Here is a 19,223-nt window from a genome sequence, read left to right as displayed (position 1 = left end):
AAAGAAAGTAAACGCTGAAGCCATTCCAAAATATGCACGATTCATTACCAGGAAATTGCAATTTCAGATTTTCAGTTCTGTAACGTCATAGGAAAAGAATTTATCAATCATTTTCAACGAAACAGATGAAGGTGTAAATTTTAGAGCCAGATTCCGAAAGAATACAGCAGCACTATTTTCTATCTGCCCCATTTCTCCAACTTTCAAACTCGTTTCTACAATCAGTTTTGCTCTTGGAAACTGCAATTCTTCATATATTTGAAAAGCCTTTTGAGTTATTCCATACTTTTTAATGGCATTGGCCAAAATATAAGCACCTTCAATAGCTAGACAGCCACCCTGTCCCAAATTGGGCGTTGTAGGATGTGCAGCATCGCCAAGTAAGGTTATATTTCCCTTAGTCCAGCCTTTAACCGGAATTCTGTCAGACAAACTGTTTTTTATAATATTTTCTGTACTGGAAATAAGATCAGGAATCGGGTAATGCCAATCACCGAAAAGTCGTTGAAGCTTCTTTTTTGTCCCTTCCGGCTGGTCATCCTCCGAAAGTGCTTCATTACACGTAGCCCACCAGCCATATTTTCCGTTTTTAATAGGAACAATCCCAACCCTTTTTCCTTTTCCATAGGTTTCACTGGCATATCCTATATCAAAATTCGTATCAATGACGCCTCGCCAGATATTATAGCCCCGGAATACAGGCTTACCGTCATCGATTAAGAATTGCCTGACAACGGAATGAATTCCATCCGCACCAATAACAGCATCAAATTCTTTTGTAAAGCCATTTGTAAAAGCTAGCCTGACTTTTCCATTATTCAGGTTTTGCAAAGATTTCAGATCATGGTTTGCATGAAGTTCAGCAGGTGTATTTTTTAATAATATGCTGTGAAGATCAGCACGGTGAATGCAAATTGCCGGCAGTTCGTATTTGGGTTCGGATTTTGCAAGTATCCTGCCTTTATCCGTTTTCATGAATATTTTGGTTATCTCACCTCCGGACGCTATAATTTCCCGCATTATTTTTTCTGCCTGAAATACTCTCAAAGCATTCGGAAACACGCTTATTGCTGCGCCTATTTCCTTGAATGCAGGCTTTTTCTCGAAAATATGGCATTTATAACCATTATTCTTTAAACAGATAGCGAATGTCAAGCCTGCTATTCCGCCGCCAATTATGGCAATTTCCTTATCTTTTACTGTCATTGAATCTTTGGGAATATATTTACAATAGCCGGCCAAGACTATTTACCAAAGCAAATGCTTACCGGCTTAATCAGAATTGTTGCTTTCTACATCTTCCATGCATTAGCAAAATTGAAATTCCGACATTCGTTTTAATCAATAATTCAATTGTTATTAATTGGCAGGTACAGATTATTTAACGGTATCTCGCTAAATAATGGGCTCTGAAAAGATGTAAACTGCTATTTAACTAATAGAGCATACAGGCAGTAAATTTGAAGTTTTCAGAAATCACATCAAATGAATTCCTGATTTTGGGGGATAAGACAAAATAGTATCCTTCAAATAATTAAAATAACTTTTTGCACTTCTCCCAGTGCAATCCGCTGTTTTCAGCAGTTAACAATAAATTAATTGTAAATTACTGTTATTCAGCGAAAAATATGCGTACATTTGCACCCTATTTGACAAAAGTTTCGTCAATAAACTAAGCATAACGGTTTTCAGAAGGTAAAAGCATATTTGCAGACTGCAGACCGTAAACAATTGATATCTAAAACAATGCAAGCCATTCGTAACATCGCAATCATTGCGCACGTTGACCACGGTAAAACTACATTGGTTGACAAAATTATTCACGCTTCAAAGCTATTTCGTGAAAATCAGGAATTTGATGACCTCATTCTTGACAACAACGACCTGGAACGCGAGCGTGGAATCACAATTGTTTCTAAGAACGTATCGGTGCGTTACAAAGATGTGAAAATCAATGTAATTGATACGCCAGGTCACGCAGATTTTGGCGGTGAAGTGGAACGCGTACTTAAAATGGCGGATGGCGTTTTGTTGCTTGTGGATGCATTCGAAGGTCCGATGCCCCAGACCCGTTTCGTTTTGGGAAAAGCCATTGGTCTGGGACTGAAACCGATTGTGGTTGTCAACAAGGTAGATAAAGAAAATTGCCGCCCTGAAGAAGTTCAGGAAAGTGTTTTTGACCTGATGTTCAACCTCGGTGCCACTGAAGATCAGCTTGATTTCGTTACAGTATATGGTTCGTCCAAACAAGGATGGATGGGTCCGGACTGGCAGAAACCGACCGATAACATTACATTTCTTCTGGATACGATCATCGAGCAGATTCCTGCCCCGAAAATCGAAGAAGGAAATACACAGATGCAGATTACTTCCCTGGATTACAATGCATTCGTTGGCCGTATTGCGATCGGCCGTGTGCACCGCGGTACCATCAAAGAAGGTGCTACTGTGGCACTTTGCAAGGCTGGCGGCGTAATCAAGAAAGTGAAGGTAAAAGAAGTTCAGGTCTTTGAAGGACTTGGAAAGGTGAAAGTGAGCGAAGTTTCTGCCGGCGATATCTGTGCGGTAACCGGTATTGAAGATTTTGAAATTGGTGATACGATTGCAGATGCGGACAACCCGGAAGCATTGCCAAGAATTGCGGTTGATGAGCCTACGATGAACATGCTTTTCACGATCAACAACTCTCCGTTCTTTGGGAAAGAAGGCAAATTTGTAACATCACGTCATTTGCGTGACCGTCTGATGAAAGAAACCGAGAAAAACCTGGCATTGCGCGTGGAACCAACGGATACAGAAGACAAATTCCTTGTTTTTGGTCGTGGTATCCTGCATTTGTCGGTATTGATCGAAACAATGCGTCGCGAAGGTTATGAACTGCAGCTTGGTCAGCCCCAAGTTCTTTTTAAAGAAGACGAGAATGGCGAGCGTCTGGAGCCAATCGAAACATTGGTTGTGGATGTTCCTGAATCAACTGCAGGTAAAGTAATCGAATTGGCCACGCAGCGTAAAGGCGAGTTGCTGATCATGGAACCAAAAGGCGATTTGCAGCACCTTGAATTCCTTATCCCATCAAGAGGTTTGATCGGACTTCGTTCGAATGTACTGACTGCTACTCAGGGTGAAGCTGTGATGACGCACCGTTTCAAGGAGTTCGGTACTTTCCGCGGACCAATTCCCGGACGTATCAGCGGTTCTATTATTTCAAAAAATACAGGTCCGGCCACGGGTTATACTATCGACAAATTACAGGATCGCGGCCGCTTCTTTGTGGAGCCGGGTGAGGAAATCTACGGCGGACAGGTAATCGGTGAGCATAACCGTCCAAACGATATCGTAGTAAACCTGCAGGAAGCCAAGAAACTGACCAACATGCGTGCGTCAGGTTCTGATGATGGACTGAGAATTGCTCCGAAAATCAATTTTTCGCTGGAAGAATCCATGGAGTACATCCAGAAAGATGAATACCTGGAAGTAACTCCTCAAAGCATGCGCATGCGGAAAATATATCTTGAAGAAAACGATCGTAAAAGATTCGGAGCCAAAATGGAAATGGCCTAATCTGAATTTCAGATCAGATAATATCAAAAAGATAGCACAAACGTGCAGTTACAGTCGGAAGAGAAATCTTCCGGCTTTTTTTGTTTTTGACAGGATTCAATGGCCTGTTCAGGCTCAGTAAACAGTCATTTTTCCATTTGATAATTCCTACGTGCCGGCAGAACATTACAGCACGTACATGTACGTGTGGCTTCTCCATGGCTGAGTAAATTGCATTGTACCAGTTTTTGACCAATGCGTCCTGTCCGTTACTTTTCACTGATTACATGCATCTGCATCATCTGTTCCTATTTTTATTTCATCATACAAAATACAGCTGACATCCCGAACGGGGATGACCTGTATTGTCTTCTGCTGTTTACACAGGCGTTTAAAGATGCAAAAAGCTGGAAGGAATGCTTCCGGTTGTTATTTGAACAATGGGTGGAGCACCGGATTGTATACTCCCGATTTACAGCACTGGTTTCTTACTGGATACACGGAGCTGTCAATTTTAAATCCATTGCCTTGATCGGCAACTTCTCTTTACTGGGCATAACTTTCTTGTTTTACAAGCTGCTACATAAGATACAGCTATCTGTATCTTACCTGATTCCTGCTGTTTTAACCCTATTCAGTCCGGTAATGTATGAAGGCAATCTTTGGGCAGGAGCAAGCACCGTATACATGCCGGTTTGTCTTATGGGCATCATTTCCATTTTTCTGCTGGCCATTTCTTCTCCCATCACCTTTGTTCTGGCAATATTGATTGCGATACTTGCAACGTACTCGTTCGGGAATGGAATGTTTGTGTTTGTGGCTGGTGCTGTTGTCCTTTTTAAATCGGGAAAGATCAAACATGCAGCCATCTGGATCACCGCCGGCTCCGCAGCTGTCGCTTTCTACTTCAGGAATTTCCAAATGTACAGTGCCACCAATGCTTTCGGATGGACTGTGCATTTCAAATACCCCATTTATCTGTTTAACAACTTCTTTGCGTTTGTCGGAGGCACGTTTAATTATGTTGAAAATGTCAATGGCCCGGTCGTGTACCAGAATTTCCCTGCACTGCTTGCCGGCATCATTCTGACGGCAGTTTTGATATGGGGCATTATAAAAATCCTATTGAACAGGGCAGAACCGGTTCAGGTGACTTGGGCGGGAATGGCGATTTTCATTATGATCACTTCTGCTGTAATCGCCTTTTCACGAACACAATCGGAACAAATGACAACTATTTCAAGCAGATATAAAATCTACTCCATGGCTGCCTTTTTACTGGTATATCTTTGGTGCCTGATTTATTATGATAAAAGAAAAATAGTTGCTGCGGTTTTTACAGGAATAAGTGCGGCGCTGCTGTTATTTAACTATTACGTTTATTATGAAAAGTTTGTCGATTACCAATGCCACAGTCTGGCAGGATTATATAACTACAATCACCATGGAAAATGGATTATTTACAGCAAAACTGCATACTTTGAAAAAGCAAGCAAGTTTGTCAGTGATACCATAAAAAAGAATCCGGAGCCGGTTTTTCATTTTCATCCGATTTTTCCGGAACTGACGCATCAGGCGATTGATTCAGCCAGAACGCTGGAAAGTATTGAAGTTACCGATAATACAGATTCCAGCAGCAAGCTCAGAAAGAGCATTTCGTTCAATACAAACGAGTATCCTTCAACTTCTAATCAGCCAAAAGGAATATATTTGGTAACCTACAATGAAAAAAATATCTTTTTGTCTGTTGCAAATCCTCTGAAAAACGGAAGACTCAATATGATCAAGCAACTTAAATATTTTAAAGACGGCTTTTACGCTGAAGAAGACATGTTTGATTTTATTCCGAAAGGCGAAGTTTACAAGTTTGCTGTATTTTGCCCGGAAGAAAAAGAACAAGTGCGGCTTATCAACTATCAGATTACAGGTAAATAATATTTTTAATGCTGCTAAATGCCTTTTCAGCCTTAAAGAATTACTGACCAGGCTCATCTTTTCCTGCATACATCATTACTTCTTTCCTGTAAATAATTCCGGATTGGCAATCAATCCCGGAAATACACATGCGTTCTATAAAAGAAGGCCCGGCAAAAGCATACTTTTTCGTATTTCATAAAACCGGAAAACCCAGTAGGCAAATTTGGCATAAAGTAACCTGTACAATAGTTCGTTTTAAACAAAATGAAAAATGACAAACAATCTTCACTACGCTAAAATTTATACTATTCCAAGATTTTTTAGTTTTCTGTTATAATAAAATCAAATAGCGTAAGTTTGTGTTGTAGAATACAAGTTATTCATTAACATACTAGTTACCAGTAAATTAAAGTAAGCACAATGTCGTATATAGAACCTGCTCCGATTAAGGATAAAGAAAATCCGTTGGAGTCAATGATGCAGAGATTTGATAAAGCTGTTGAACTTCTGGGAATTTCAGAAGAAATGTATCACATACTGAAAGTGCCTCGCAAGCAGGTAATTGTCGGCTTGCCGGTTACCATGGATTCGGGAGAAATCAGGACTTTTGAAGGGTATCGTGTAATCCATTCCACTATTCTCGGCCCAAGCAAAGGCGGAATCCGTTTTGACCCGGATGTAAATATTGACGAAGTAAGGGCGCTTGCAGCCTGGATGACATGGAAATGTGCCGTTGTTGATATTCCTTACGGCGGTGCAAAAGGAGGCGTTGCGTGCAATCCGCGTGAAATGTCGGCAGGTGAAATTGAAAGGTTAATGCGCGCTTATACCACTGCCCTGCTGGATGTATTTGGCCCCGATCAGGATATTCCTGCGCCGGATATGGGAACAGGCCCGCGTGAAATGGCCTGGTTAATGGATGAATATTCCAAGTCGAAAGGCATGACAGTGCCTGCAGTCGTCACTGGAAAACCATTGGTACTGGGCGGCTCGCTGGGCCGCACGGAAGCGACGGGCCGTGGTGTAATGGTATCGGCGCTTGCGGGAATGGAAAAGCTGAGGATCAATCCTTACCGTGCGACGGCGGCAGTTCAGGGCTTTGGAAATGTAGGTTCGTATGCAGCATTGCTTTTGCGGGAACGTGGTGTTGCCATTCATGCCATCAGTGATATTTCAGGTGCATATTATAACGATAAAGGAATCGATGTAGCGGATGCTGCTGCGTACCGTAACAGTAATAATGGTTCTCTGGAAGGTTATCCCGGCGCAGAACTGATACCCGGCGACGATCTGCTTACTTTACCTGTTGACGTGCTGGTTCCTGCCGCCAAAGAAGACGTGATTACCCGGAAAAATGCTGCGGGAATTCAGGCCAAAATGATTGTGGAAGGCGCAAACGGCCCTACTTCCTTCAAAGCGGACGATATTATCAATGAAAAAGGCATTATGGTTGTACCGGATATCCTGGCCAATGCCGGCGGCGTTACCGTTTCCTATTTCGAATGGGTGCAGAACCGCATCGGTTACAAATGGACGCTGGAACGCATCAACCGCCGTACGGACCGGATTATGAAAGATTCGTTCGACAAAGTTTATGAAACGTCTCTCAAGTACAAGGTTTCGCTTCGCATTGCTGCGTACATTGTTGCTATTGACAAAGTTTCAAGTACATATAAATACCGCGGAGGATTTTAGGAAATTCATCAGCAGATTGCAGGCCGTTTTCTCCGGAAAGCGGCTTTTTTGCTTTTAAGTGGCGTGCTGCAGCATTCCAATGTTATCATAAATTTAATAAAATGGAACTATGATCCGTAAAAAGCATTTTCCTGATAACAGATTATTAACTTTAATACTTTAAAAAATATGCTTTCTTAATTCAGGCTTTACCGGATGTCAGCAGAATTTACCGGAAGCAAATTAATCCAGGCCTTTTACAATTAAAACCATGTCATTAAGCCCGCGCTTCATAGCAATCATTCTCGCTTTTCTGATCTCACTCCTGACAACCACTTTTCTGGCATTTGTAGACGGAGTTTCAAAAGGGATGCTTTTTGTTACGGCTATTTCCTCGTTTGTCACTTCTTTTTTTCTGGTTCTTTATACCGTGGATATTCTTGTATTTCGGGAAGTGAACAAGATGTACCGTACGATTCAGAAGCTTAAAATGAGGGATTTTAACATTGCACCGCGGAAAAAACTGATTCAGGAATCCAATCCGCTCAGGACGATCAATGATGAAATTTTTGTTTACGTTACCAAAAAACAGAAAGAAATTGACGAGCTTAAAAAACTCGAACTTTTCCGCAGAGAGTTCCTTGCGGATGTTTCCCATGAGTTTAAAACGCCGATTTTTGCGGCCCAAGGCTTTATACATACGCTTCTTGACGGTGCCATGGAAGATGAAAATGTACGCGAACGCTTTCTCCTGAAAGCAGCAAAAAACCTGGACAGTCTCGATATTCTGGTTAAAGACCTGCTGGTACTTTCTCAGATGGAAACGGGAGACATCAAAATGAATTTCCTTCCGATGGATATCAGGTTGCTTACATCCAATATTTACGGCCGTCTGGAAAATATTGCAGCAGACCGCAACATTGCATTGAAGATAAAACCGGACAATATGCCAGAAGTATGGGTCAAAGCTGATCCCGACCGGATGGAACAAGTTATGCTGAACCTGATCGAGAATGCAATCAAATACGGCAATGAAAACGGAAAAGTCATTGTCCATTTCAACGAAGGCAAAAAATACATTGAAGTTGCTATCCGTGATAATGGCCCGGGTATTTCACCGGAACACTTGAACCGTATTTTTGAAAGATTTTACCGCGTTGATAAAAGCCGTTCAAAGGAAATCGGCGGAACTGGCCTGGGGCTGGCCATTGTAAAACACATCCTGAATGCGCACGGCACCAAAATCGCTGTTATGTCCAAGCCTGAAAAAGGAACCACATTTTCCTTCAAGCTGGAAAAAGCTTCCGTAGAATCCACGGATACGGATGATCAGGAAATCATTTTAGCAGAATCAAATTCTTAATCGATTGTATAACTTATAATTAAAGACCCATGTTTGTTCACAACGTATTTTTTTGGCTGAAAGAAAAAGATAATGAAGAAGCAAGAAAAGCGCTTCATGCAGGTATAAAATCGCTGGAAGCCATCGAATCCATTGAATCTGTGTATATCGGAACGCCTGCTTCCACACGCCGGCCGGTTATTGATGCAACTTATGATTTTGCCGAGATTCTTGTATTTGCCGATGAAGCCGCACATGATGTGTATCAGGTTCATCCGCTGCACAAGAAATTTGTCGAAGACTGCGCTCATCTTTGGGAACGTGTTGTGATTTATGACGTGGAGGCATAATTATACAACAATTGTTAACAAGTTATCCACACGAATTTTGTGGATAACTTGTTGATAACATGCTAACTTACTCATTATCAAAGGAATGCCTATACACTACAACTAATCCACACTGTGGATAACTTTATTTCTGGCTGCTGTTGTTGTTATTTACAGCTTTTAAAAAGGCACTATTTCCTTTTCGCTTCCGTTTTATCAACAGTATAAAACATCCAGTGCCATGAGAAAAAACAGAATCATACTGTCCGTTATCATGACAGTTATTGCCGCAATCAGCATTTCATCCTGTACATACAGGTCGTACAATCCGGGGTATGATTATGGCTACCGCTACGGATATGGTTACAGATATCCGGTGCCACCGCCGCCACCCAGAAGAATTATCGTAAAACATACGCCGCCTCCAAGGGTTGTTCATGCGGAACGTCACAGATCCAGCCGTCAGTATGACAGAAATTACAGACGTCAGTATAACCGCGGAAACCAGTACGGACGCAATTCTGCCCGTACGCACGGCCCAAGAAGATAAATTTCAAGTTAAAAAGAAGGAAAGCCGCCAGGTTGAACTTTTCAACCTGGCGGCTTTTTCTTTTTCTGAATAATTACGGCAGCAAAATCCGCATAAATCATTCAAGTCTTCTTTCAGCAAATTCAGCTGTTTCCTTTTCGGTTCAACCATGTTGCCTGGCCATAAACAATCCGTTGCAGAATACCTTTTGATCATTTATATGACTTTTCAGGAAAATGTATTTCAGCATCATTTTTAAAGATAAAAGGGTTCTTTGAAATAGCACTGTATTTTTAGTAAGCTGAAATCAAATACTTTAACCCACATTTATTGTTCGTTGAAATAAAAATTGCTTCAAAATTCTTTTAAATCGTCTACAGCAAAATCACACCGTTTTTCCTGATGATAACTGGCGTAACCCGAAATTGTTTCAATGCGACATTTGCCCGTATCTTGGAGCAGCAACAGACGAAAAGCGCTTTGAACGGATTGCTGAACAACGATATGCCGCTGGTACTTTCCAATAAATTTTACGCTCAGGCGTATTCCATAAATAAGCCGTATTTGCGGCAACAGTTTTTGCCGCAATGATTCCTTTTCTGGATTTAAAACGGGTGAATGCACCTTATATGCAGGCCATTGAAGAAGCAGCCATTCGGGTACTGCGTTCGGGCCGGTATGTTTTGGGAAATAAAGTAGATGAATTTGAAAAATCCTTTGCAGCATATTGTGAAGCCGGATATTGCATCGGAACAGCAAACGGGCTGGATGCTCTTACATTGATCCTGAAAGCTTTTGAATTTCCGGAAAAAAGTGAAGTCATTGTCCCGGCCAATACTTACATCGCAACCGTTTTGCCGCTGAGCTTCCTTGGCCTTACGCCTGTTTTTGTTGAGCCCGAAGAAGTTACAATGCTTCTGAATCCGGAATTGATCGCAGACAAAATAACACCTTTAACCAAAGCAGTCATCACTGCTGATCTTTACGGCCGCAGCTGCGAAATGGCCCGCATTCTGGAACTTGCAAACGGTTATAATTTGAAAGTCATTACGGATGCTGCACAATCACACGGAGCTACATATCATGGCAAAAAAACAGGAAGCATCGCACATGCAACTGCTTTCAGCTTTTATCCCACAAAAAATCTGGGTGCATTTGGTGACGCTGGTGCCATTGTTACGCCGGATAAAGAGCTGGCAGAAAAAATCAGGTACTTGCGGAATTACGGCTCAATTATACGCTACCAGAATCAATTTCAGGGTATGAACAGCCGTCTTGATGAAATACAGGCAGCTGTTCTGAATGTTAAACTTCCTTATCTCGACAAGGAAAATGAACGCAGAAGGCAGATAGCAAGCCGTTATTTAACAGAGATCCAAGTAAAGAACCTCATTTTGCCGCCCGCAGACAGAATTCAGGAAGATGCATGGCATTTGTTTGTTGTACGGCATCCAAACCGTACTGCACTGATTGCCTTTCTGGAAGCAAACGGAATACAAACGGATGTTCATTATCCACTGCCTATTCATAAACAGGAAGCATACAAGGAATACAGAAACCTGAAATTGCCCGTAACCAAAAAGATCCATCAGGAAGTACTGAGCCTGCCGTTAAACGCGGTTTTGAGTGATGCGGAAGTGGCATATATCATTCAGACTGTTAACCGATTTGATGATCAAACATGAAATTGTGTGTTATCATTTCGGTTTTGTGCCTGACACCGTATTATAAAAAACCCATCATGGCAGATGACAAACAAGGCAAAACACTACATTTATCCGTTAATAAATTAAACGAATTCCTGAAAAAGCGTACAGGCTTGCTTTCGGGGATTCAATTCTGCCGGATTGTTGTTCCATCTGCTGTACAAAATACAAAAACATGGACTTACAACTTCAAGGCAAAACTGCCTTTATCAGCGGATCGACTCAGGGAATCGGATTCGCAATTGCATCTAGTTTACTGAAAGAAGGCGCATCGGTAATCATTAACGGAAGGACAGAACAGAAAGTGAACGAAGCTGTTGGCAAACTGAAAAGTTTGTTTCCGCAAGCGGAGGTTTCAGGCAAAGCTGCTGATTTTTCCAAATCGGAAGAAGTGGCTGCATTACTGGAAAGCCTTCCCGATGTTGACATTCTGATCAATAATGCCGGCATATTTGAGCCAAAGCCGTTTACCGAAATTCCCGATGAAGACTGGTTCCGGTTTTTTGAAGTAAATGTCATGAGCGGCGTTCGTCTGGCAAGGCACTTTTTACCGAAGATGCTTTCCAGAAACTGGGGCCGTATTTTGTTTATTTCAAGCGAATCGGCTGTCAACATTCCGGAAGAAATGATTCATTACGGCACTACCAAAACGGCGCAGCTGGCAATCAGCAGAGGCTTGGCGGAACTTACAAAAGGCACGAGCGTTACGGTGAATTCCATTTTACCCGGACCTACCAAATCCGAAGGCGTTGCTGAGTTTGTAAAGCAGCTTGCCAGTGCAGCGAGTGTAACGGCGGAAGAAGCTGAAAAGGATTTTTTCAAAAATGCACGGCCTTCGTCCTTGCTGCAGCGTTTTACTTCGGTGGAAGAAATTGCCAACCTTGTCACTTACATATCAAGTCCTTTATCGTCAGGAACCAATGGTTCTGCGCTGAAAGTGGACGGCGGTGTGGCCAAGTTCATCCTTTAAACCATTTCTTCGGGTTCTGCCGGCATTTTGTTATATTTACATAGCACATTGAATTCCGGAATACAATTTATTTTATATGCCCAGAATATTGATCCAGTTCGCACATCCGACTTTGAGCAAGTCCAATGTTCAGAAAGTATTGGAAAAGTATTGCAAAAATGTAAAAGGAGTCACGTTCAACGATTTGTATGAATACTATCCGGATCTGTACATAGATGTAAAAAGGGAACAGAAACGGATGCTGGAACATGATATCATCATTTTCCAGCATCCGTTTTACTGGTACAGCAGTCCGCCGATCCTGAAACAATGGCAGGATCTGGTTCTGGAATATAACTGGGCATATGGCCCCGAAGGCAACAAGCTGGCTGGCAAAAAGATCTTTAATGCAGTTTCCTGCGGCGGCGGCAGGGATGCGTATAAAGAGACAGGTTACAACCGTTTCAGTGTCAGTCAGTTTTTGCTTCCGTTTAACCAGACGGCCCATTTGTGCAAAATGGAATATCTTCCTCCTTTCGTAGTGCATGAAACTTACACGATGACGCCGGAATCGCTGGACTTGCACGGCAGGCAATATGCAGACGTGCTGAACGCGCTGGCCAGGAACGAAATCAGTCCGGAACATTACAGGAATATGGAATACCTTAATGAACTGGCCGCAATTCATGCCGAGTCCTGAAAACACATTCCGGACTTTTCAAATTAACCCTACTTTTATAATTTCTGTACGAACCGATGCAGCAGACTGTTTTTTTTCAGGCGATGATTTATCTGGCTTCGGCCGTTATTATGGTTCCGGTTGCCAAACGCTTTGGACTGGGTTCCGTACTCGGTTATCTGGTTGCAGGAATTGCCATCGGCCCGGCGGGTTTGAAATTTATCGGACTGGAAGGCCAGGATATCATGCATTTTGCCGAGTTCGGCGTGGTTATGATGCTTTTTGTGATCGGGCTGGAACTGGAACCTTCGCGGTTGTGGAGAATGCGTAAGGATATTGCCGGGCTTGGCGGTTTGCAGGTCGGGGTTACAAGTCTGGTTATTGCCGGAGGAGCCATGCTTTTCAACGTCAGCTGGAAAGAATCAATTGCGCTGGGCATGATCGTCGCCATGTCGTCTACGGCGATTGTGATGCAGACACTGGACGAAAAAGGCTGGCTGAAAACCGTTGCCGGACAAAGTTCCTTTGCCGTTCTGCTGTTTCAGGATATGGCGATTATTCCCATGCTGACCCTTTTTCCCTTGCTTGCGGAACATGAAACAAACGATGCCGCACACGGCGCCGAAAACAGTTCACTTATAAGTGCTTTTCCGGCATGGCAGCAGGCATTGATTGTACTTACCGCCGTGATTACGATTATAATTGTCGGCAAATATCTGCTGCGTCCTGTATTCCGGCTGATGGCAAAAACCGGAATGCGCGAAATGTTTACAGCTACTGCCTTATTGCTTGTTGTGGGCATTGCCGTACTGATGACTTCCATCGGTCTGAGCCCGGCACTCGGCGCGTTTATAGCCGGCGTTGTACTGGCCAACAGTGAATACCGTCACGAACTGGAAAGCTCCATTGATCCTTTCAAAGGACTTTTGCTTGGATTGTTCTTTATTTCAGTAGGCTCTTCCATCGATTTTCAGCTCATTTTGCTCAAACCTTTGCTCATATTCGGACTGGTAGCGGCATTGATGATTTCCAAAACGGTTATTCTTCTGGTCCTGGGCAGAATATTCAAGGTAAGGATGGCGCAAAACCTGATTTTCAGTTTCGGACTGAGCCAGATCGGGGAATTTGCTTTTGTATTATTAAGCTTTTCGGTTCAGCAAGGCGTTTTCACGCGCGAAATGTCGGACATTATGATGGCCGTTGTCGCGATCAGCATGGCTTTGACGCCTTTGGTTGTCGTACTGAATGAAAAATTGATCCTGCCGAGGTTTTGTGCGGTACAGGCCGGACTGGAAGTTCAGAAGCCGAGCGATGTGGAAGAACAGGAAAACCCGGTTATCATTGCCGGCTACGGACATTTCGGAAATACAATCGGGCGCTTTTTACGTGCAAATAATGTGGAAGCTACGGTTCTGGACAACGACAGCGACAATGTGGACTTCCTGCGCAGAATGGGCTTAAAGGTATATTACGGCGATGCAACCCGCTACGAACTGCTGGATATTGCCGGCGCGAACAAAGCGCAGATGATTATTATCGCCATCAGTGATGAAGAAAAAAGGCTTGAACTGATCGAAACAGTCAAGAAGCATTTTCCCAACCTGCATATTCTGGTCAGGTCCACAAACCGGAACGATGCCTACGATCTGATGAATGCCGGAATGATGCACATTTACCGTGAAACTTTTGATACCAGTCTGCGGCTCGGCGTGGATGCGCTGAAACTGCTCGGCCACCGCGCGCACGAAGCGACGCGATCAGCAAAAATGTTTTTTGTACACGATGAAAAAACATTGAAGCATTTATCCAAAATAAGAAATGACGACGAATACGTAACTGCTGTACGGCAGCATATAGAAGAACTTGAACTGCTCATGCAGGCTGACCGCGAAGCCATTAACTTGCCTGCGCTGGCCGGCTGGGACCGCAAGGATGAAGGTTTGGAAAGAAAACCGGTAAAGTCAGTTGAATGATCTTTTTCTGATTACAATTCCGGCAGCCATTCCTGCAATGCTGGCAAGCAAGCCGTAAATTAAAGGAGGATATGCTGTTTCCAGATATGCGCTTGCCAGCCATACGACCAGCCCGGCGATCATGGATATAATACATCCTGCTTCATTGGAGTTTTTCCAGTAAATACCTGCCGCCAGCGGAACAAAAAGCGACACAAGACTGAAAGCGGAAGATTCGGCCACGAGATCAAAGATGCTTTCGCGGGTGACAGCCAGCAGAATACAAATCGCTGTAATAACTACAATTCCGATACGGATGATTTTCAAAAGTTGCTGGTCAGTCAGTTCCGGTTTGAAAAACTTGAAAACATTTTCTCCCAAAACTGCCGCAGGCGCCATGATGGCACTGCTCGTTGTACTCAGAATAGCCGAAACAAGCGCGCCGAAAAAGATAATCTGAAGCGGCAGCCCCATATGCTGCAAAACCATATTCGGAATGATCATTTGTCCGTCTCCGCGGGATGCAGGATAAAGATGATGCCCGCAGAGCGCGATGAAAAGCGGCAGCAAGGCAATAGTCAGATACATGAATGAAGATAATAAAGTGGCTTTTACCGAAACGGAGGCAGATTTGGCAGACATTACTCTTTGAAATACATCCTGCTGCGGAATGGAACCCAGACCAATCGTAATCCAGGCTGCAAAATACTCGACGGATGCCTTGAAAGTAAATTCAGGATAAAAACGGAAAAATCCTTTTGGAGCCGCATCAATCAATGGCTGAAAACCGCCTACTTTCTCGTACAAAACGGAAGAAACAATGATCAGTCCGGCAATGATCATGATGGTCTGAAGGAAATCGGTAACCGAAATGGACCACATGCCGCCCCAGATCGTATAAACTATGACGATGACCGAGCTGAACAGAATACATCCGGGAAGCGGCCAGCCGAGCACGATTTTTAATACAATTCCCATCGCCAGAAGCTGTGCCGCAATCCAGCTGAAATAGGACGGAATGATCAGAATGGCGGAAAGAAGTTCTGCATAGCGACCGTACCGGATCCTGAAAAAATCGCAGAACGTAATAATGTTCATGCTGTAAAAGCGGCGCGCAAAAAAAATTCCGACAAGGAACAAACAAAGTGCAGCGCCAAACGGATCTTCAATAATTCCCAAAACACCGTTTTCCAGAAACTCCGTCGGAGCGCCCATAATGGTTTCCGAGCCAAACCATGTGGCAAATGTAGCCGAAGCGGCCAGTATCAAAGGAAGTCTTCTGCCGGCAAGGACAAAATCATTGGTTGTCTTAATTTTTCGGGAAGCCCAGAGCCCGATGGCAAGGTTAAGTACTAAATACCCGAGAATTGCGAATGCCAGCATTTATTTTGAACAGGAGGTTTGTATGATTTTACAAACAAAAGGCCGGCGAATTTATATTACAAGCATTTTAAAATAAAAAGGCATAAAAGTCCTTTGAGCCTACCGCCAGCTGGCCACAATCCGGCTTCCGTCCTCACTTCCCGTAATGCTCAGGTACGTATTGATTTCCTGTTGTAAATCCTCTACATGACTGATAATGCCGACAATACGGTTTTCTTTTCGCAGCGATTTCAATGTTTCAAAAACAGTCTGCAGCGCATTTTTATCCAGCGAACCGAAACCTTCATCCAGAAAAAAGAAATTATGCCTCGACTCGTTGCGGACATGAATATGATCCGCAAGCGCAAGTGCAAGTGATAACGCAGCCTGGAATTTCTGGCCGCCCGAAAGTGTCTTGAGCAAACGCATGTGGCCGCCGTTCAGCAGATCGCGGACCCAAAAGCTGTTTCCTTCACCCAGTTCGAGATGCAGCTGCTGATGCGTCATCTGGTGAAAACGGCTGTTGGCAGCCTGAATAAGATTCTGAAGATAAATACTCGATGCATAATCCACAAAACCGCTCGACCTGAAAAGCCGTGCAAGGTCATCCAGATGTTCTTTTCGCAGCAGAAGACGGCTTTTTTCTTTTTCCAGCGTCATTTTGCGCGACAAATCCGCATCCATTTTACTGATCAGTCCGTCAAGGCCGCCTTCCTCTTTCCTCTGATTATGAAGACTTTCAACAAGCTGTTCTTTCGCATCGGTAACGGCTTTATGCTTTTCTGCATCGTACAGCGAATCCTGATTTTCCGCCATCATATTCTGAAGATCTCTTCCTATCGTTTCGAGCAAAAATTTATAGTCCTGAATCGCCTTTCTTTCGGTTTCCGTCTGAATGGCCTGCTGCAGAATTTCCCTTACTTTATCTTCCGACTCAAATACATGCAGTTTCAGTTCTCCATCAATGCGCTTCTGAATATCATTTACTTTAAGCCCGTCGGATTCCAATGCATTTTTTAAAGTCGCCTGGCTTCCGGACAGCATGTTTTTCTCCTTTTCCAGCACCTCAACGTTCTTCTCGGCTTGTTCGTACAAACGGATGATTTCCTTGTACCCGGATTTCAAACCGGCAATCTTTTCAGAAATAGCCGATTTTTCCTGGCCTTCAAAATCGGCAGGATTTACTTTTTTAAGCTGACTTGTTAACGTTGCAGCCGTATTGTCAAGTTTAAGAACTTCGTTCCGCAGGTTTTGCAGCGGCTTTTCAATCTTTTCCTCTTTTTCAATCAATGCCGCTTCAAGCTTGGCCGACAAGCTTTTCAGTTCCGTTTCAGCTTCTCTGATCTTGCTCTGGTTTTTACTGACTTCATGAAAATAGTTCTGAAAACCATCGCGGTCATTTCTATCAAACCGGCTCCATATAAATTCCTTGTCGTGCAGTTCAATGCGGTTTTTGGCTTCCAGCCAGCGTTGCTTGATAGCCGCTTTCTGTTTTTCAAGATTTTCGATCTGGTTAAACATACGCTCAACCGGCGATTGTACACGCTGCAGGGACTTTTCCTTTTCGTTCCACGCTGCATCGCGTTTTTCAATGTCCTTTATTTCTTCCGAAAGGGAAAAATCGGCGTGCAGAACCGCAGGATGATGCCCGGAACCGCAAAGCGGACAAGGCTCGCCATCCGTCAGACTGCCTGCAAACTGCTGCAAAGCCAGTTTAGTATTGGTCTGAAGCAATTGATTATGAAGTAATTTCTTTTTATTTTCAATATCAGCAAGACATTCCTGGACTGCACTCTGAAACGATTCTATCGAAAGATCACTTAAAAGATTCAAAGAAAAAGTCCGTGTAATTTCCTCCAACTTGCGTTTCAGTTCTTCCTGCTGCATACTGATCGCAGCCTGTAATTCTTCGGCTTCTTTCTTGATGGAAATCCGGTCTTCAGTAAGCGTATCCAGCTTGTCAAACCACGATTTTGCAAGGCTTATTTCCTGAATATCTGCATACCGGCTTTTACGCAGTTCGTTTTCTGTTTCCTTTTCCAGCTTTTGCTTTTTGAGCAGATCAATGGCAATTTCCTTTTGTTTCAGCTGCTCTTCTCCTCTTGCCAGCGCACCTTTCTTTTTTTCTGCAGATAAAGTGTTTTCAAGAATCAGCATGACCTTTTCCAGTTCCTCAGCCGTATCCAGCAATTCTTCTTTTTTCTCGTATTGAGGCTTTAACCTAATAAGGACTTCGGTTTCTTTTGCTGCAAGAACAGTCAGTTCAGAAATCCGGAGCTGGTTGTTATCATACGTTTGCTGCGCTTTTGAAATGGCCGCATTCAGATTTGATTTCTGATCCAGAAACGATTTGAAATGCAATGAACAGATCTCAAAAACCCGCAGCATTTCTTCCCGCTGCTGCATGGCGGCACGTTTTGCTTCCAGCTGCGACAACTGATTTTTTAACAACTGAATTTTCTCGCTTGCCAGTTTCTGCTTCTGAAGACTGCTTTCCAGCTCTGTTTGTACCAGAAGCAAATCTTCCAGTTCCCTGATTTTAAACCTTACTTCCTCCCTTTTCTCCTTTTCCGCTTCTATCTTTTCCTGTGATATTTCCTGCAAACCAAGCAGCTGGCCTTCAAAATGAGACAAATTCATGTCATTTGCTTTGGAAAGCGATCCGACATTCCGGCTCAGGTCATACTTTTCCAGCTGGAAAAGCTCTTTCATCATCTTTGTGCGTTCGCTGTCTTTCAGCTCAATGAATTCCTGAAAACGGCCTTGCGGGATGATGATCGTGCGCCGGAAATTGTCATAGCTCAGCCCGACAATGTTTTCCGTCGTTTCATTTTCGGAAAGCGGCAGCCAGCTTTCGTCATGCCGGATGTATGCCTTGCGTTCAAAGGTTTTGACGTCCTTGAAGTTTTTGCTGTTCCTTTTTCCTTTTACGGTAAAGCGGTAATGTCTTGCTTTTTTGCCGGCAATGCACTCGAAATCAATTAACAAATCGTCTGAACGAAGATTCATCATGTTATACGTACGATCGTCGCCCGCCTTGTTCAGCCGCTCGGTATCGCCGTACAATGCAAACGTAATGGCTTCAAGAATGGAAGATTTCCCGCTTCCTACCGAACCGAAAATCCCGAAGAGCGACGCATTGGTCAAAGCATCAAAATGGATTTCCTGCTCGGTCTGGTAAGAGTATAAACCTTTTATTTTTAAGTACTTGGGTATCATTGATGCGGTTGCTTTTGGCCGCCGG

The 19,223-nt window shown here is 43.4% G+C and carries 13 protein-coding genes; 10 read left to right on the top strand and 3 right to left on the bottom strand.

The window, feature by feature from the left end; translation table 11 throughout:
• Positions 1 to 63: 63 nt before the first annotated feature.
• The gene (locus tag FEM33_RS04585) at positions 64 to 1,206 is read right to left on the bottom strand and encodes an FAD-dependent monooxygenase (protein ID WP_139010930.1); all 1,143 of its coding nucleotides are present in this window, start codon (positions 1,204 to 1,206) and stop codon (positions 64 to 66) included.
• Positions 1,207 to 1,746: 540 nt separating this feature from the next.
• On the opposite strand from FEM33_RS04585, the gene typA reads away from it, so the two are divergent.
• The 10 genes from typA (at position 1,747) to FEM33_RS04535 (ending at position 14,638) form a co-directional block, all read left to right on the top strand.
• A complete protein-coding gene (typA, locus tag FEM33_RS04580; RefSeq protein WP_139010929.1) occupies positions 1,747 to 3,561 on the top strand; it encodes a translational GTPase TypA in 1,815 nt (604 codons plus the stop codon).
• Positions 3,562 to 3,795: 234 nt separating this feature from the next.
• Positions 3,796 to 5,475: a hypothetical protein gene (locus FEM33_RS04575; RefSeq protein WP_139010928.1), complete on the top strand. Its 1,680-nt coding sequence runs from the start codon at positions 3,796 to 3,798 to the stop codon at positions 5,473 to 5,475.
• Between the two features lie 402 nt (positions 5,476 to 5,877).
• Positions 5,878 to 7,152, top strand: a complete 1,275-nt coding sequence (locus FEM33_RS04570) for a Glu/Leu/Phe/Val family dehydrogenase (protein WP_139010927.1) — start codon at positions 5,878 to 5,880, stop codon at positions 7,150 to 7,152.
• Positions 7,153 to 7,402: 250 nt separating this feature from the next.
• A complete protein-coding gene (locus tag FEM33_RS04565) occupies positions 7,403 to 8,494 on the top strand; it encodes a sensor histidine kinase (RefSeq protein ID WP_139010926.1) in 1,092 nt (363 codons plus the stop codon).
• Positions 8,495 to 8,523: 29 nt separating this feature from the next.
• Positions 8,524 to 8,823: a Dabb family protein gene (locus tag FEM33_RS04560; RefSeq protein WP_138283124.1), complete on the top strand. Its 300-nt coding sequence runs from the start codon at positions 8,524 to 8,526 to the stop codon at positions 8,821 to 8,823.
• A gap of 220 nt (positions 8,824 to 9,043) precedes the next feature.
• Positions 9,044 to 9,352 carry a hypothetical protein gene (locus FEM33_RS04555; protein ID WP_139010925.1) on the top strand — a complete coding sequence of 103 codons (309 nt, stop codon included), beginning with the start codon at positions 9,044 to 9,046 and terminating at the stop codon, positions 9,350 to 9,352.
• Positions 9,353 to 9,918: 566 nt separating this feature from the next.
• Complete coding sequence (locus tag FEM33_RS04550) at positions 9,919 to 11,016, top strand: DegT/DnrJ/EryC1/StrS family aminotransferase (RefSeq protein ID WP_139010924.1); 1,098 nt, start codon at positions 9,919 to 9,921, stop codon at positions 11,014 to 11,016.
• Between the two features lie 196 nt (positions 11,017 to 11,212).
• Entirely contained in the window at positions 11,213 to 12,007 is a 795-nt protein-coding gene (locus FEM33_RS04545; RefSeq protein ID WP_139010923.1) for an SDR family NAD(P)-dependent oxidoreductase, read from the top strand.
• Between the two features lie 76 nt (positions 12,008 to 12,083).
• The gene (locus FEM33_RS04540) at positions 12,084 to 12,686 is read left to right on the top strand and encodes an NAD(P)H-dependent oxidoreductase (protein WP_139010922.1); all 603 of its coding nucleotides are present in this window, start codon (positions 12,084 to 12,086) and stop codon (positions 12,684 to 12,686) included.
• 56 nt (positions 12,687 to 12,742) lie between these two features.
• A complete protein-coding gene (locus tag FEM33_RS04535) occupies positions 12,743 to 14,638 on the top strand; it encodes a monovalent cation:proton antiporter-2 (CPA2) family protein (protein ID WP_139010921.1) in 1,896 nt (631 codons plus the stop codon).
• Here FEM33_RS04535 and FEM33_RS04530 read toward each other — a convergent pair.
• Both FEM33_RS04530 and FEM33_RS04525 read right to left on the bottom strand, forming a co-directional pair.
• The gene (locus tag FEM33_RS04530; RefSeq protein ID WP_139010920.1) at positions 14,627 to 16,000 is read right to left on the bottom strand and encodes a high affinity choline transporter 1; all 1,374 of its coding nucleotides are present in this window, start codon (positions 15,998 to 16,000) and stop codon (positions 14,627 to 14,629) included. The two genes, FEM33_RS04535 and FEM33_RS04530, sit on opposite strands and share 12 nt — an antisense overlap.
• Before the next feature lie 99 nt (positions 16,001 to 16,099).
• Positions 16,100 to 19,198 (bottom strand): SbcC/MukB-like Walker B domain-containing protein, encoded by a 3,099-nt coding sequence (locus FEM33_RS04525; protein WP_139010919.1) that lies wholly within the window; start codon positions 19,196 to 19,198, stop codon positions 16,100 to 16,102.
• Between the last annotated feature and the right edge of the window lie 25 nt (positions 19,199 to 19,223).

This window comes from Dyadobacter flavalbus (genome assembly GCF_006149045.1).
GTDB classification, from domain to species: domain Bacteria; phylum Bacteroidota; class Bacteroidia; order Cytophagales; family Spirosomataceae; genus Dyadobacter; species Dyadobacter flavalbus.
Note: the sequence above shows the minus strand (reverse complement) of the source record. Positions and strands in the feature narration are given on the sequence as shown.